The following is a 13,336-nucleotide window of genomic DNA, read 5'->3' as shown; positions in this document are numbered from 1 at the left end:
GGGTTCGATCACTCGAGCAGTGCGCGCGCGAACTCCCGCGCATTGAAGGTCTGCAGATCTTCCAGCCCTTCGCCCACCCCGATGAAGTAGACCGGCACTGGCGTGCCGCGCTGGCGTGACCACAGCGCGATCGCAGCCAGCACGCCGCCTTTGGCGGTGCCGTCCAGCTTGGTCACGATCAGGCCGGTCAGGCCCAGCGTGTCATCGAAGGCCTTGACCTGGGCGAGTGCGTTCTGGCCCGTGTTGCCATCGACCACGAGCAAGACCTCGTGGGGGGCGCCATCCATGGCCTTGCCGATGACCCGGTGGATCTTGCGCAACTCTTCCATCAGGTGCAATTGCGTGGCCAGCCGGCCCGCGGTGTCGGCGATCACCACATCGCAACCACGGGCTTTGCCAGCGGTCACGGCGTCGAAGGTCACGGCCGCTGGATCGCCCCCTTCCTGGCTGACGATCTGCACGCGGTTGCGATCGGCCCAGACGGCCAGTTGCTCGCGAGCCGCCGCGCGGAAGGTGTCGGCCGCAGCCAGGAGGACGCTGGCGCCGTGTTCGGAGAGGTGTCGGGTGAGTTTGCCGATCGAGGTGGTCTTGCCCGCGCCGTTGACGCCCGCGACCATGATCACCGTGGGGGTGTGCTGTCCCACGACCAGGGACTTCTCCAGCGGGGCGAGCAATTCGGCAATGGCATCGATCAGCAGTGCCTTGACCCCGTCGGGCGTGGTGGCCTTGTGCTCCTTGACGCGGCGCTTGAGGTCGCTCAGCAGGTGCTCCGTTGCGGACACGCCTGCGTCGGCCATGAGCAGGGCGGCTTCGAGCTCTTCGTAGAGTGCGTCGTCGATCTGCGTGCCGGTGAACACCTGGGCGATGGACGAGCCCGTCTTGCGCAGCCCGCTCTTGAGGCGATCCAGCCAGGAGCGGCGGTCGGTCGACTTGCTCTGCGTCTCCGGGGTGGTGGCGCTCAGCGAGGGCGAGGCCTCGTGGGCCGGGCTCGGGGAGGCAGGGGCGGGCGAGGCGGTGGGGGCTGCCACGGCCTCGGGCGCAGCCACAGTGGGGCTGGCGCTGCCGGGGACCTCAGGCTCGGGCGTTGCTGGTGCCGGGGTCTGACCCCAGCCCAGCTTCTTTTTGATGAAACTGAACATGGCCCCGATTGTAGGGGCCCCACTACAATCGCCGCTCTCAGTTTCCTTGCGTCTGTTGCCCATGAGTCGCCGCTCCGACCGAACACCTCCCGCTCAGCCTGGGGCGCCCGCGCGCGCGGCCCAGGCCGTGGCGCGCAGTGCGCCGCAGGAGGTGCGCCTCATCGGTGGGCGGCTCAAGCGCACCCCCTTGAGCGTGCCGACCTGGCCGGGGCTGCGGCCCACGCCCGCTCGGGTGCGCGAGACCTTGTTCAACTGGCTGGGCCAGGATCTGACCGGCTGGCGTGTGCTCGATGCCTTTGCGGGCTCCGGGGCCCTGGGGCTGGAGGCCGCCTCACGCGGAGCGCAGGAGGTCGTCCTGATCGAACGTGAAGGGCCACTGGCGCAGCATCTGCGTGCCACGGTCAGCCGACTCAAGCTGACCGAGGCGCGGGTGCTGCAGGACGATGCCCTGAGCTGGATGCAGCGCTGTGCCCGTGAACAGGCCACCGGGCGCTTTGACCTGATCCTGCTGGACCCCCCTTTTGACGACGACCTCTTTGATCTGGCCCTGACACGGGCCGCTGCCTGCGTGCCGGTGGGCGGGTGGATCTATCTGGAGGCCTCCCATGCCTACGGCGATGCTGGGAGTGAGGGTGTGGCCACTCGCCCCCTGCCGCCAGATTTGCGCCTGCATCGTCAGGGGCGGGCGGGTGCCGTGCACTATCACCTGATTCAGCGCATGGGTGCCCAGGCCACCGCGCCAGCAACGCCAGCCTGAGCCCGTACACTTGCGCCCATCAACCCATCCGATCATCCCGGAGCGATTGCCTTGACCGCCACGACCCCCCTGACCGCTGTCTACCCCGGCACCTTTGACCCCATGACCCTGGGGCACGCCGATCTGATGGCGCGTGCCAGTCAGCTGTTCGGGCGTCTGATCCTGGCGGTGGCGGCCGGACACCACAAGAAGACCTTGTTCAGTCTGGACGAGCGCCTGGCCATGGCGCAGGAGCTGGCGCTTCCCCACCCCAATGTGGAAGTGGTGGCTTTTGAAGGGCTGCTGAGTGATTTTGTGGTGGGGCACCAGGGCAAGGTGGTCGTGCGTGGCCTGCGCGCCGTCAGTGACTTCGAGTACGAGTTCCAGATGGCGGGCATGAATCGTCATCTCATGCCGCAGGTCGAGACGGTGTTCATGACGCCATCGGATCAGTACCAGTTCGTGTCGGGCACCTTTGTGCGCGAGATCGCGATGCTGGGTGGCGATGTGTCGAAGTTTGTGGCGCCGTCGGTGCTCGAGCGCCTGAAGGCGCGCGTGGCCCGTCGCTGAGGTCCATGCCATGGCATTGAAAATCACCGACGAGTGCATCAACTGCGATGTCTGTGAACCCGAGTGCCCCAACCAGGCCATCTCGATGGGGCCCGAGATCTATGTGATCGACCCCAATAAGTGCACCGAGTGTGTGGGGCACTTTGGCGAGCCGCAGTGCGTGCAGGTCTGCCCGGTGGAATGCATCCCCAAGGACCCGCTGCATGTGGAGACACCCGAGCAACTGATGGACAAGTACCATCAGTTGCAAGCCCGCGCTCGGGAGGCCGCTCAGCGTACCGAGCTGGAGACACCCACGAGCTGAGTGTCCGGCACGCGGGCCACGAAGGGGCGCTCTGCACCCGGTTGGCGGCGTTGACGTGGCGGGTGCGGGCGGGTCTGCGCACCTCGGGCGCTGGTCTGGGCTTTGCAGCCCTCAAAGGGCCGCTGCCCCGTTTCGATGCAACTCAGGGCCACGGCCGACGCCTGTTGGCGTGCCATGCGGCGGGCCCAGGCCCGATTGGATTTTTCCGTCTGCGTCAACCAGCGCTGCTGTTGTTGCATCGAGGCCTGTGCCTGCTTCACCTGCAGGGCCTCGCGTGTGTCATCGACCTGGAGTGCGTGGGAGTCCTGGCCAGCGCAGGGTTGCGCCTGATAGAGCGTACCGCACCGGTACACCGTGCCGGCATGGCCGCTGGACGAGCTGATGAGGTAGAGCGCGGCGGCCTGCAAGGCCATGATGGCCGCCGCCAGCGCCATGTGGCGTGGTGTCATGTGAATCTCCCTGATGTGTGTGCAGTCCGATGCTGGCCGGGGCGCTCATGGGTGGCCCCCCTGGTCAGCTCGGGTCGATGGGGTCAAACCTTGGGGGCGGGTGGCTCCTGTGGGGGGGTGGCCGCCGGGCGGGGCGGTTTGGGGCGCTGCGCGCCAGCATGGATGGCGGCGGTGGCCTTGGCCATGTCGCCGCTCAGCAGGGCCTTGGTGGCCGACAGGGCCTTGTCGATGCTCTGCTCGATCAACTCCCGCTCGCTCAGGGGCGGTTTGCGCAGCACATAGGCCGCCACCTCGGACTTCACCCCGGGATGGCCGATGCCCAGGCGCAGCCGCCAGTAATTGGGTGAGCCCAGTTGCGCATGGGTGTCTCGCAGGCCGTTGTGGCCGGCATGGCCACCGCCTTGCTTGAGCTTGACCTGGCCGGGCAGCATGTCGAGTTCATCATGGGCCACGAGGATGTTCTCGGGCGCGATCTTGAAAAAGCGTGCCAGCGAGGCCACGGACTTGCCCGAGAGGTTCATGTAGGTCTGGGGTTGCAGCAGCCACACGGGGCCACCGGGCAGATTGGCCCGACCGACAAAGCCATGGTAGGCGCGGTCCATCGCCAGATTCACGTTCAGGCGACGTGCCAGATGGTCGATGTACCAGAAGCCCGCGTTGTGGCGGGTGTCTTCGTATTCGGTGCCCGGGTTGCCCAGGCCTACAAACAATCGGATCATGATGGTGTCGAATGGTGAGGGCGTTCTTGCCAAAAGAAAAGCCCCGCCAAAGCGGGGCTTGACTGGAAACCCGAAGGCTTCTCGGCGCGAAGCAAAGAATTACTTCTTGCCCTTCTTGCCCTTGGCGGGTTCGGCGGCCACGGGGGCGACGATGATCTCTTCGACCACAGGCTCCACCACGGTGGCGATGACGGGGTTCTTGCGGCCGTGGGTCAGCACCTTCATGCCGGCGTCCAGCTTCAGATCGTCCACGTGCAGCGACTGGCCGCGCGTCAGGGCGCCCAGATCCACGGTCAGGTGCTCAGGCAGCTTCTCGGCCAGGCACTCGATCTCGAGTTCGGAGACCACGTGGTTGATGATGCACTTGTCGAGCTTGACGGCAGGCGCTTCAGCTTCGTTGATGAAGTGCAGGGGGATCTTCTTGTGGATCTTGGTGGTGGCGTCGATGCGCTGGAAGTCCACGTGCAGCACTTGCTGCTTGTAGGGGTGAACCTGGTAGTCGCGCAGCAGGACCTTCTCTGCCTTGCCGCCCAGATCCATCTCGAGGATGGAAGAGTGGAAGGCTTCCTTGCGCATGGCGTGGTACAGCGCGTTGTGATCGAGTTCGATCAGCTTGGGCTCGCCGGCGCCATAAACAATGCCGGGCACCTTGCCGGCGATACGCAGGCGGCGGCTCGCTCCGGTCCCCTGCAGGCTACGCTCAAAAGCGGTGAATTTCATGGATGACTCCAAAAGTGAAGCGCCCGCGACCAGGCGCTTGAGAAAAAGCCCGACGTATGACGGTCGGGCCGGTGAAACGGATCAGAAGTTGTTGTTCTGTTCCGAGAAAAGGGAGGTCACCGAATCGCCATCGGTGATCCGACGGATGGTTTCGGCAAACAGGAAGGCGGTCGAGAGCTGACGGATCTTGGAGGTGCCCTTGGCCGCGTCGTTCATCGGGATGGTGTTGGTGATCACCACCTCGTCGAGGTGCGAGCCCTTGATGCGCTCGATGGCAGGACCCGAGAACACAGCGTGCGTGCAGTAGGCGTACACGCTCTTGGCGCCGCGCTCCTTGAGCACTTCGGCAGCCTTGACCAGGGTGCCGGCGGTGTCGATCATGTCGTCCATGACCACGCAGTTGCGGCCGTCGATCTCGCCGATGACGTGCATCACTTCAGAGACGTTGGCCTTGGGGCGACGCTTGTCGATGATGGCCAGGTCACAGCCGAGCTGCTTGGCCAGGGCGCGTGCGCGCACCACGCCACCGACGTCGGGCGACACCACCACGAGGTCTTCGTAGCGCTTGGACTGCAGGTCCGACAGCAGCACGGGCGAGGCGTAGATGTTGTCGACCGGGATGCGGAAGAAGCCCTGGATCTGGTCGGCGTGCAGGTCCATGGTCAGGACGCGCTCGACTCCCACGGTCTCGAGCATGTCGGCCACGACGCGGGCCGAGATGGCCACACGGGTCGAGCGAGGACGGCGGTCCTGGCGGGCATAGCCGAAGTAGGGGATGACGGCCGTGATGCGCTGAGCGGAAGCGCGCTTGAGCGCGTCGACCATGATCAGCAGTTCCATCAGGTTGTCGTTGGTGGGCGCGCAGGTGGGCTGGACCACGAAGACTTCGCGACCCCGCACGTTCTGCTGGATCTCCACCGTGGTTTCGCCGTCGGAAAAGCGGCCGACGGCCGCCTTGCCCAGCGACAAGCCGAGGTGGGTAACGATTTCCTGGGCCAACGCCGGATTGGCGTTGCCGGTGAACACGACGGTGTCAGAGAGCATGCGGCAAACTCAGAAAAAACCAATGCCGCCCAAGGAATGATCACGAAGATCAAAGGGCGGCACAGCGTGTTTTTTGAATCGGAGAGACTGTTTGTTCAAGCAGAACGGACCGGCGCGTAGTGTTGGCAGGGGAGGAAGGATTCGAACCCTCGTATGTCGGAATCAAAATCCGATGCCTTAACCAACTTGGCGACTCCCCTACACAGGTCTGTCTCTGTTGCCAGAGCAAGACCGTAACCGGTCATCTGCGTGAGCCTCACATTATATGTCGGTTTTTTCTGTCTCTGCCGGGTGTTGTAAAAAATTTTCAAACATTTTTTACGCTGCCTGGCAGCAGGCGACAGAGTCGACCGACCCATGTGGGATCTGCCAGACCGACATCGGCGGGGCTGAAGGACAAGATCGCTGGCGGCTGGTGGATGTTGTCGGGTTCGACCCACGAAAACACCGCACTGCCCGATCCGGTCATTCGGCTGTTGCCGAAGCGGTCTTGCATGATCTCAAGCGCCTGGACCACCTGATCGCTGTAAGCCTTGGCAGGCTCCTGCAGATCGTTGTGTCCGAAGCGCCTGGGCGCTGCAAGAAAGGCCGCAACTGTAGCACACGCTGTGTTGCGTTGGAGCCTGTCGCTCCCAAAAATCGCAGCGGTGGGCACAGCCACAGGGGGCTTGAGCACGGCCAGAGGGGTGCGCAGGACGTCATCGGGCAACGCGATCGGGGTGATCTGCTCACCCACACCCTCGACCCAGGCGTGCTGTCCCCGCACGAAGAAGGGCACATCGGCGCCCAGGCGCAGGCCCAGGGCTTCCAGGCGTGCCTGGGGCCAGTGCAGGCCCCACAGTTCATTGAGGGCCAGAAGCACCGTGGCCGCGTCCGAGCTGCCCCCGCCCATGCCGGCGCCCCAGGGCACCTGCTTGTCGATGTGGATGTCGGCGCCCAGCGCGCAGGCGCTTTCCTGCTGCAGCAGCCGGGCCGCTCTCAGGCACAGGTCGTCCTCGGGCAGGGCGGGACCCAGGTCGTGGCGCAGCAGGCGCCCGTCCTGGCGCGTGTCGATGTGCAGCGTGTCGGCCCAGTCGATCAGCACAAAGACCGATTGCAGCAGGTGGTAGCCGTCCGCACGGCGCCCCGTGACGTGCAGGAACAGATTGAGCTTGGCGGGGGCGCGCAGGTCGTGCAGGCTGGGCATGAGGGCGATCGGTGGAAGCGACGAGGGAATCAGCGGTCCAGCCGCAGGCGCAGGGTGGCGCCGCGCTGGCGGTCGTTGCCCGGGCGTTGGGCGCTCAGGATGCCCTCTGGCAGGGCCGTGGTGTCGACACGCCAGCCGGCCTGTTCAAAACCGGGTGAGGCGGTCTGTCCTGCTTCCGGGGGCAGGGCGATGAAGGGCTGGCCGGCATCGGGTTGCCCGGTCAGCCAGCTCATCAGGGCTTGCACCGGCAGGGGCTCGCCCAGCACCTGTGTGATCAACTCGTCCAGCGAGGCGTAGGTGGCTTGGCCATCGCTGGTGTGCAGCGCCGCCTGTGAGGGTGTCCAGCGGACCGAGGCCACCAGCGTGCCCAGCGGAGTGGACAGATCCAGCGCGCCTTGCCGCGCCTGTCCTTGCAGGTCGAAGCTCAGGCTCGCGCCTTTGGCACCGTCCGCGCCGAAGGGGGCCAGCTTGAGGCTGAGGTGTCCGCTCCAGCGGCCCTCGGACGTTTGTTCGCGTGAGTTGGCGGAGGTGCCGTCTTCCGCAGGGACAGGGCGCGGCGTCAGCGTGGTGCAGCCCGTGGCCAGGGTGGTGGCCACGAGGATGATCGACAGAGACTTCACGGTTGCGCCTGCAGTCGCTTGATGGTGCTTTGCAGGGTGTCGTTGCCCGGGTCGTGGTTCAGCCCTTCGCGCCAGATGCGCAGGGCTTCATCGCGTTGACCCATGGACCACAAGACCTCGCCCAGGTGAGCCGCGATCTCGCTGTCGGCTCGGCCGGCGTAGGCCTGTCGCAGCCATTTGAGGGCCTCTTCGGGCTTGCCGGCGCGGAACTCCAGCCAGCCCAGGCTGTCGGTGATGAAGGGGTCGCCCGGGCGCAGGGACAGTGCCTTCTGGATCAGGGTGCGGGCCTCATCCAGCCGGATGCCTCGGTCGGTCAGGCTGTAGCCCAAGGCGTTGTAGGCGTGCGGGTGGTCCGGGCGCAGGGCGATGACCTGGCGTAGCAGGGCTTCCGACTCGGCGTAGTGCTTGAGTGCGTCGGCTAGCATGGCCCGGTCGTACAGCAACTCGCTGTCGTCCGGGAAGCGCTGGCTGGCTTCGGCCAGCAGCTTGGCTGCGGCTTCCAGTTGTCGGCTGTCGCGCAGCAGCTGCGCTTCGGCATTGATCTTGAGCAGCGCGTCGCGAGGCTCCGTCTCGGGGACTGCGCGGATCAGGGCGCGTGCTTCGGCGAGCTTGCCCTGCGAGCCCATCAGGCGTGCGCGGGCAATCTGGATGCTGAGCTTCTCGTTGCTGGGGTCAGCCTTGCGCAGCCATTCGTCGGATTGCGCGGGTTGTTTGCGCAGTTCGCTGATCTGCGCCATGCGCAGGTAACCCTGGCTGATGTCGAGCGGCTGAGCGGTGACGTCGTCTTTGGGCGCCGCGTCCTGTGCGGTCGCCAGCGCGATGAAGCGACGGATGGCCTGCTCTGCCGCATCGAGTTGCTTGAGCTCGGTGCGCACGGCGCCCAGGGTCAGCCACGCCAGGGCGTTGTCGGGTTGTTGCACCAGGATGGCATCGAGCTGGATGGCGGCGTCGGCCAGACGTTGCAGGGTCACGAGTTTGCGTGCGTAGGCCAGCCGCAGGACCGCGGTGTCCTGTCGGGCCAGTTGCTGCTTGACGATGGTCTCCGTCGTCGGATCGTGTGCCATCAGATCGATGGCCAGCAGGCCCACATTGAGCAGATGCGGGTTGGCCGTGTGGGCGCGCCGCAGGCGCTCCAGTGCCTTGGCGGGGTCTCCTGCGCCGAGCCAGGCTTCGCTGCTGGCGGCCCAGGCTTCTGCCAGCCCGGGCAAGGGGGTCCGCCAGGACTCGGTGACGTCGTCCACCACGGTGGCGGCGGCCTTGCGGTCGCTCAGCCGACTGAGCGAGCGAGGCAGGGTGGCGATGATCTGCGCCTGCTGTGGCTGAGGTGCCAGGGTGATCAGGCTTTTCAGGGGTTCGGCGAGATCGCTGCTGCGACCCAGGGCCATGAGGATCTGGGCGGTGTACTCTGAAGCCTGTCGGTCCTGGGGCAGGGCCGTGTGCCAGGAGCGGGCGGCCGCCAGCGCCTGTTCGCCGGCCCGCGCCGACAGGGCGATCTCGACGCTGCGCTGGAACAATTGACTGTGGCGGTGTTGACGCGCCACTTCCAGATAGACCTGGTAGGCATAGCCCGGGTCGTTCTGGCGCAGGTGCAGCTCGCTGAGCAGGATCTGGTAGAACAGCTCGGCATCCATGGCCGAGTTGTTGATCACCTTGGCTGACGGACTGGCCGGTGCCGCAGCGGGCGCCGAGGCTTCTGGCGGTGGAGGGGTCTGCGCATGGGCCAGGCCATGCATCGAGGCCTGGGCGATCAGCAGGCATGCGGCCACGACCGCGAACTGGGTGAGTCGGGCCAGGGCGGGCGAGGGCGCGGTCAGGCGCGCGAGGGGGCGAAGGTGCATGAACACTCCATCTATGCAGTGCATTCTAGGCAAGGCTGAACGACTTGCGAGGGGGGTGTTGATCAAGCTTCGCACCCCAGATCTTCTTTTTGTGATGGCTTGTGAGCGATGATGGCGCAGCCTGGATCGACCACAGAGGATGGAGTGGGTGCATGCCCGAGTTGCCTGAAGTTGAAGTGACACGTCTGAGTCTGGCACCCATCATTGGTTCCCGGGTGCTGGCGGCGCGTGTGGGCAAGCCCTTGCGTTGGCCCATGGGTTGCGATCCCCAGGCCTTGTGTGGCCGGGTGGTGGGGGCGGTGTCGCGTCGCGGCAAATATCTCTGGCTGCCGCTGTCGGCGCCTGAGGGGCCTGAGTCTGGCGGGGTGCCCGGGGGCTTGCTGATCCATCTGGGGATGTCCGGCTCCTTGTCCTTCGAGGCGAAGCCCGCCCAGGCCGGGCCGCATGACCATGTCGACCTGGTCACAACGGAGGGCTGTCTGCGGCTGCACGATCCCCGCCGTTTCGGTGCCGTGGTCTGGGGCGAGGCGCAGGATCAGGGGCTGGTGGGGCGCTTGCTGGCGGGTCTGGGCGTCGAGCCCTTTTCCGATGCATGGACGCCCGAGCATCTGCGCGCAGGCCTGGTGGGGCGACGTGTGTCCATCAAACAGGCGTTGCTGGCGGGCGACATCGTGGTGGGGGTGGGCAATATCTATGCGAGCGAGGCCTTGTTTCGCGCGGGCATTCATCCCGCGACACCGGCCGACCGTGTCGGGCCACGCCGCTGCGCCCGCCTGGTGGCGGTGGTACGCGAGGTGCTGGCGGAGGCCGTTCAGGCGGGCGGCTCGAGCCTCAAGGATTTCCGCAATGCGCAGGGCCAGCAGGGGCATTTCCAACTGACGACCCGGGTCTACGACCGGGAGGGGCAGCCCTGCCGGACCTGCTGCACACCCATCCGCCGGCTGGTGCAGGGGCAGCGCTCCACCTTCTTTTGTCCACGCTGTCAGCGTCGCTGAGATACCTTTTGTGGCACTTTTGAGCCATGGACCGCTCATTTTTCCTCTCTTGGCCGGCCCGGCGATGAGCTAGGATGCAACGACGATGATGCCTACTTTTGCCAGTCACCTCGACGCCCTGGGACAGTGGCGCCTTGCCACCGATGCCCGCCTTGCCGATCTGGCGCGCTTCGTGCGCGAGCACGACCTGCTCGACGATGGCCTGTCCGAATGGTTCGAGGCCATGCGCTACCGCCTGTCCGGCGAAAAGCTCATGGTGGCTTTCGTGGCGGAGTTCTCGCGCGGCAAGTCCGAACTGATCAACGCCATCTTCTTCTCGGACAAGGGGCGGCGGATGATGCCGGCCTCGGCGGGGCGCACCACCATGTGCCCGGTCGAGCTGGGGTATGACGCAGACGATCCGGTGGGCCTGAGCCTGCTGCCGATCGACACTCGCCTGGAGCCGACCTCGCTGGTCGAGTTCCGCCGCATGCCCTCGGCCTGGACCCTGATCGAGCTGGATCTGACCAACCCCGATGGCATGGCCCAGGCGTTGGCCGAGGTCATGCGCACGCGCCACGTCAGCGTGGACGAGGCCATGCAACTGGGTTTCTGGGATCCGGAGCGTCCCGATGACAACCCCCCGTTGAGCAGCGACGGCTTTGTCGAGATCCCGCAGTGGCGACACGCGCGGATCAATCTGCCGCACCCCTTGCTCAAGCGCGGTCTGGTGGTGCTGGACACCCCGGGCCTGAATGCCATCGGCACCGAGCCCGAACTGACCCTGGGTCTGCTGCCTCAGGCGCATGCGACGGTGTTCATTCTGGGCGCGGACACCGGGGTGACTCGCTCGGATCTGAGCATCTGGAAGGACCACCTGTCCGGCCCCGCTCTGGCCCGCTTTGTGGCGCTCAACAAGATCGATGCCCTGGCCGATCCGCTGAGCACCCCGGAACAGGTCCACGAGACCATCGCACGGCAGTGCGACAGCGTGGCGCACACGCTGGAGATCCCGGTCGACCATGTGTTCCCGATTTCGGCGCGCCAGGCCCTGGCCGCGCGCCTGCATGGCGACCCCGTCGGGCTGGCTGCCAGCCGTCTGCCGGCGTTTGAAGAGGCGCTGTCCGAGGGTTTGTTGCCGCGTCGGCGCGAGACCCTGGCCCAGGGGGCCATCGACGGCGCCCGTGCGCTGCAGCATCAGCTGACGCGTCGCTTTGGCGAGCTGCGTCGGCAGTACGCCGAGCAGATGCAGGAATTGCGCGGTCTGCGCGGCAAGAGCAGTGGCAAGGTGCAACTGATGTTGCAGCGCGTGCAGGCCGAGGCCACCGAGTTTGAGCAATGCACGGCCCGCCTGACCGCCATGCGCAGCGTTCACGCCCGCATGCTCAAGGAGTTGCTGCGTGACCTGTCGTCCGAGCGCTTGCGCCAGGAGGTCGATGTCCTGCAGCAGGTGCTGGGTGGTTCCTGGTTGCCACTGGGGGCCAAGAAGGCCTTCATCGAACTGTGCGCGCGCCTGCGTCAACTGATCGAGCAGTCCCAGTCGAGCAATGAAGAAATCCATTCGATGCTGCAGGCCTCGTTTGTCAAGCTCAATGCCGAATTTGGTTTCAGCCTGGCGGCCGACCCTCCCATCGATGTGCGCAAGTACCTCGATGACCTCGACCTGATCGAGCGCAATTACGTGCAGTACCTGGGCCTGGGGCAGGCCTTCCGGTTGGCGCAACCCGGCTTTCAGGAGCAGTTCCGCCGCATGCTGATCTCGCGTCTGCGGGTGGTCTTCGAGACCGTGAGCAATGACATCGAGTTGTGGAACAAGACGGCGTCTGCTCAGGTGGACAGCCAGTTGCGCGAGCGGCGTCGCAACTTCAAGCGGCGTTATGAGTCGCTGGACCGGATCCAGTCAGCCTCCAATGAGCTCGATGTTCGTTTGCAGGAGGTGCAGGCGCAAGATGAGCGCGTGCTGCAGTTGCAGACCCGTCTGGCGACCCTGATCGATGAGCTGGTGGCGCAAGCGTCCAGTGACACGATGGTGCCGGAGCGCCGTGACACGGTGGCAGCCCCCGCAGCTGTACCCACCGAGCCGAGTTTCGAGACCTCGGTGGCCGTGCCCGGGCTGATGACCTTCAAGGCCTTGCCGGTCTCCCTCGATCCGTCGGCCTCCTCATGACCGTGTCGGCGTCTGATCGGCTGATGCGCTCAGCCGATGCGCTGGCGTGTGATCTCGCGCCTGCGCTGGTGCAGTGGCAGCGTGCGCAGGGGCGGCACCATCTGCCCTGGCAGGGCACGCGCGATCCCTACCGTGTCTGGCTGTCCGAGATCATGCTGCAGCAGACCCAGGTCAGCACGGTGCTGGGTTATTACGACCGATTTCTGGCCCGATTCCCGGATGTGGCGGCCCTGGCTGCCGCACCGCTGGACGAGGTGCTGACGCTGTGGAGCGGGCTGGGCTACTACAGCCGGGCGCGCAATCTGCATCGTTGTGCGCAGGCGGTGGTGGACTTGCATGGCGGCGTCTTCCCTGGTGATGCGCAGTCCTTGCAGTCCTTGCCGGGCATCGGGCCCTCCACGGCCTCGGCCATCGCGGCCTTCTGCTTTCATGAGCGCATCTCCATCATGGATGGCAATGTCAAGCGTGTGCTGGGGCGGGTGCTGGCCTGGGGCGAGGATCTGTCCGTGGCTGCCCACGAGCGGGCGCTGTGGCAGGCCGCGGCGCGGCTGGTGCCTGAGCAGGCTGGCGACATGCCCGCCTACACGCAAGGGCTGATGGATCTGGGCGCCACGGTGTGCACACCGCGCAAGCCCTCCTGTCTGGTGTGTCCGTGGGCGGCATGCTGTCGCGCACGGATCGAAGGCACGCCCGAAGCCTATCCGGTCAAGACACGCAAGCTCAAGCGCAGCCAGCGTGAGAACTGGTGGCTGTGGCTGGAGCACGAGGGGCACATCTGGCTGACACAGCGCCCCGAGACCGGGGTGTGGGCGGGTTTGTGGACCTTGCCTTTGCTGGAAGACGAAGCTGCGGTCTCACGGGTGGTGTCGG

The 13,336-nt window shown here is 65.9% G+C and carries 14 protein-coding genes and 1 tRNA gene; 6 read left to right on the top strand and 9 right to left on the bottom strand.

The features are described from left to right. Window positions 1-8: 8 nt before the first annotated feature. Window positions 9-1,139 carry a signal recognition particle-docking protein FtsY gene (ftsY, locus tag VFW84_RS01835; protein ID WP_329678724.1) on the bottom strand — a complete coding sequence of 377 codons (1,131 nt, stop codon included), beginning with the start codon at window positions 1,137-1,139 and terminating at the stop codon, window positions 9-11. A 61-nt stretch (window positions 1,140-1,200) separates the two neighbouring features. On the opposite strand from ftsY, the gene rsmD reads away from it, so the two are divergent. Genes rsmD through VFW84_RS01820 form a run of 3 tightly spaced genes read left to right on the top strand, consistent with a single transcriptional unit; the run spans window position 1,201 to window position 2,749 of the window. Continuing rightward, window positions 1,201-1,896 (top strand): 16S rRNA (guanine(966)-N(2))-methyltransferase RsmD, encoded by a 696-nt coding sequence (rsmD, locus tag VFW84_RS01830; RefSeq protein WP_329678723.1) that lies wholly within the window; start codon window positions 1,201-1,203, stop codon window positions 1,894-1,896. 51 nt (window positions 1,897-1,947) lie between these two features. After that, a complete protein-coding gene (gene coaD / locus VFW84_RS01825) occupies window positions 1,948-2,445 on the top strand; it encodes a pantetheine-phosphate adenylyltransferase (RefSeq protein ID WP_329678722.1) in 498 nt (165 codons plus the stop codon). 10 nt (window positions 2,446-2,455) lie between these two features. Beyond that, window positions 2,456-2,749, top strand: a complete 294-nt coding sequence (locus VFW84_RS01820; RefSeq protein WP_329678721.1) for a YfhL family 4Fe-4S dicluster ferredoxin — start codon at window positions 2,456-2,458, stop codon at window positions 2,747-2,749. Here VFW84_RS01820 and VFW84_RS01815 read toward each other — a convergent pair. From VFW84_RS01815 to VFW84_RS01780, 8 genes are all read right to left on the bottom strand, one after another. Beyond that, a complete protein-coding gene (locus VFW84_RS01815; RefSeq protein ID WP_329678720.1) occupies window positions 2,716-3,198 on the bottom strand; it encodes a hypothetical protein in 483 nt (160 codons plus the stop codon). The genes VFW84_RS01820 and VFW84_RS01815 overlap by 34 nt on opposite strands. A gap of 83 nt (window positions 3,199-3,281) precedes the next feature. Beyond that, entirely contained in the window at window positions 3,282-3,917 is a 636-nt protein-coding gene (gene pth, locus VFW84_RS01810) for an aminoacyl-tRNA hydrolase (protein ID WP_329678719.1), read from the bottom strand. Window positions 3,918-4,016: 99 nt separating this feature from the next. Continuing rightward, window positions 4,017-4,637, bottom strand: coding sequence for a 50S ribosomal protein L25/general stress protein Ctc (locus VFW84_RS01805; protein WP_329678718.1), 621 nt, complete (start codon window positions 4,635-4,637; stop codon window positions 4,017-4,019). Window positions 4,638-4,718: 81 nt separating this feature from the next. Continuing rightward, on the bottom strand, window positions 4,719-5,681 hold the full coding sequence (locus VFW84_RS01800) for a ribose-phosphate pyrophosphokinase (RefSeq protein ID WP_329678717.1): 963 nt from the start codon (window positions 5,679-5,681) through the stop codon (window positions 4,719-4,721). Window positions 5,682-5,804: 123 nt separating this feature from the next. Further along, window positions 5,805-5,881: transfer RNA gene (locus VFW84_RS01795), tRNA-Gln, on the bottom strand. A gap of 107 nt (window positions 5,882-5,988) precedes the next feature. Further along, complete coding sequence (gene ispE, locus VFW84_RS01790) at window positions 5,989-6,867, bottom strand: 4-(cytidine 5'-diphospho)-2-C-methyl-D-erythritol kinase (protein WP_329678716.1); 879 nt, start codon at window positions 6,865-6,867, stop codon at window positions 5,989-5,991. Window positions 6,868-6,896: 29 nt separating this feature from the next. Continuing rightward, entirely contained in the window at window positions 6,897-7,487 is a 591-nt protein-coding gene (locus VFW84_RS01785; protein ID WP_329678715.1) for an outer membrane lipoprotein LolB, read from the bottom strand. After that, window positions 7,484-9,325, bottom strand: a complete 1,842-nt coding sequence (locus VFW84_RS01780) for a tetratricopeptide repeat protein (RefSeq protein ID WP_329678714.1) — start codon at window positions 9,323-9,325, stop codon at window positions 7,484-7,486. The genes VFW84_RS01785 and VFW84_RS01780 overlap by 4 nt, the downstream gene beginning before the upstream one ends. Before the next feature lie 152 nt (window positions 9,326-9,477). Between VFW84_RS01780 and mutM the strand changes: the two genes are divergently transcribed. The 3 genes from mutM to mutY all read left to right on the top strand — a co-directional run. After that, window positions 9,478-10,320, top strand: coding sequence for a bifunctional DNA-formamidopyrimidine glycosylase/DNA-(apurinic or apyrimidinic site) lyase (gene mutM, locus VFW84_RS01775; RefSeq protein ID WP_329678713.1), 843 nt, complete (start codon window positions 9,478-9,480; stop codon window positions 10,318-10,320). Window positions 10,321-10,405: 85 nt separating this feature from the next. Further along, window positions 10,406-12,466: a dynamin family protein gene (locus VFW84_RS01770; protein WP_329678712.1), complete on the top strand. Its 2,061-nt coding sequence runs from the start codon at window positions 10,406-10,408 to the stop codon at window positions 12,464-12,466. A gap of 23 nt (window positions 12,467-12,489) precedes the next feature. Then, on the top strand, window positions 12,490-13,336 hold an 847-nt coding region (mutY, locus tag VFW84_RS01765; protein WP_329678711.1), incomplete at its 3' end, for an A/G-specific adenine glycosylase.

Source organism: Aquabacterium sp., from assembly GCF_036279655.1.
Taxonomy (GTDB): Bacteria; Pseudomonadota; Gammaproteobacteria; order Burkholderiales; family Burkholderiaceae_C; genus Aquabacterium.
The sequence above is the reverse complement of the archived record's forward strand: the minus strand, read 5'-3'. Positions and strand labels throughout refer to the sequence as shown.

Bases quoted from the DNA above. Each gene is read 5' to 3' on its own strand.
- ftsY (WP_329678724.1), bottom strand. From the start codon at position 1,139: ATGTTCAGTTTCATCAAAAAGAAGCTGGGCTGGGGTCAGACCCCGGCA.
- rsmD (WP_329678723.1), top strand. From the start codon at position 1,201: ATGAGTCGCCGCTCCGACCGAACACCTCCCGCTCAGCCTGGGGCGCCC.
- VFW84_RS01820 (WP_329678721.1), top strand. From the start codon at position 2,456: ATGGCATTGAAAATCACCGACGAGTGCATCAACTGCGATGTCTGTGAA.
- VFW84_RS01815 (WP_329678720.1), bottom strand. From the start codon at position 3,198: ATGACACCACGCCACATGGCGCTGGCGGCGGCCATCATGGCCTTGCAG.
- pth (WP_329678719.1), bottom strand. From the start codon at position 3,917: ATGATCCGATTGTTTGTAGGCCTGGGCAACCCGGGCACCGAATACGAA.
- VFW84_RS01805 (WP_329678718.1), bottom strand. From the start codon at position 4,637: ATGAAATTCACCGCTTTTGAGCGTAGCCTGCAGGGGACCGGAGCGAGC.
- VFW84_RS01800 (WP_329678717.1), bottom strand. From the start codon at position 5,681: ATGCTCTCTGACACCGTCGTGTTCACCGGCAACGCCAATCCGGCGTTG.
- ispE (WP_329678716.1), bottom strand. From the start codon at position 6,867: ATGCCCAGCCTGCACGACCTGCGCGCCCCCGCCAAGCTCAATCTGTTC.
- VFW84_RS01780 (WP_329678714.1), bottom strand. From the start codon at position 9,325: ATGCACCTTCGCCCCCTCGCGCGCCTGACCGCGCCCTCGCCCGCCCTG.
- mutM (WP_329678713.1), top strand. From the start codon at position 9,478: ATGCCCGAGTTGCCTGAAGTTGAAGTGACACGTCTGAGTCTGGCACCC.
- VFW84_RS01770 (WP_329678712.1), top strand. From the start codon at position 10,406: ATGATGCCTACTTTTGCCAGTCACCTCGACGCCCTGGGACAGTGGCGC.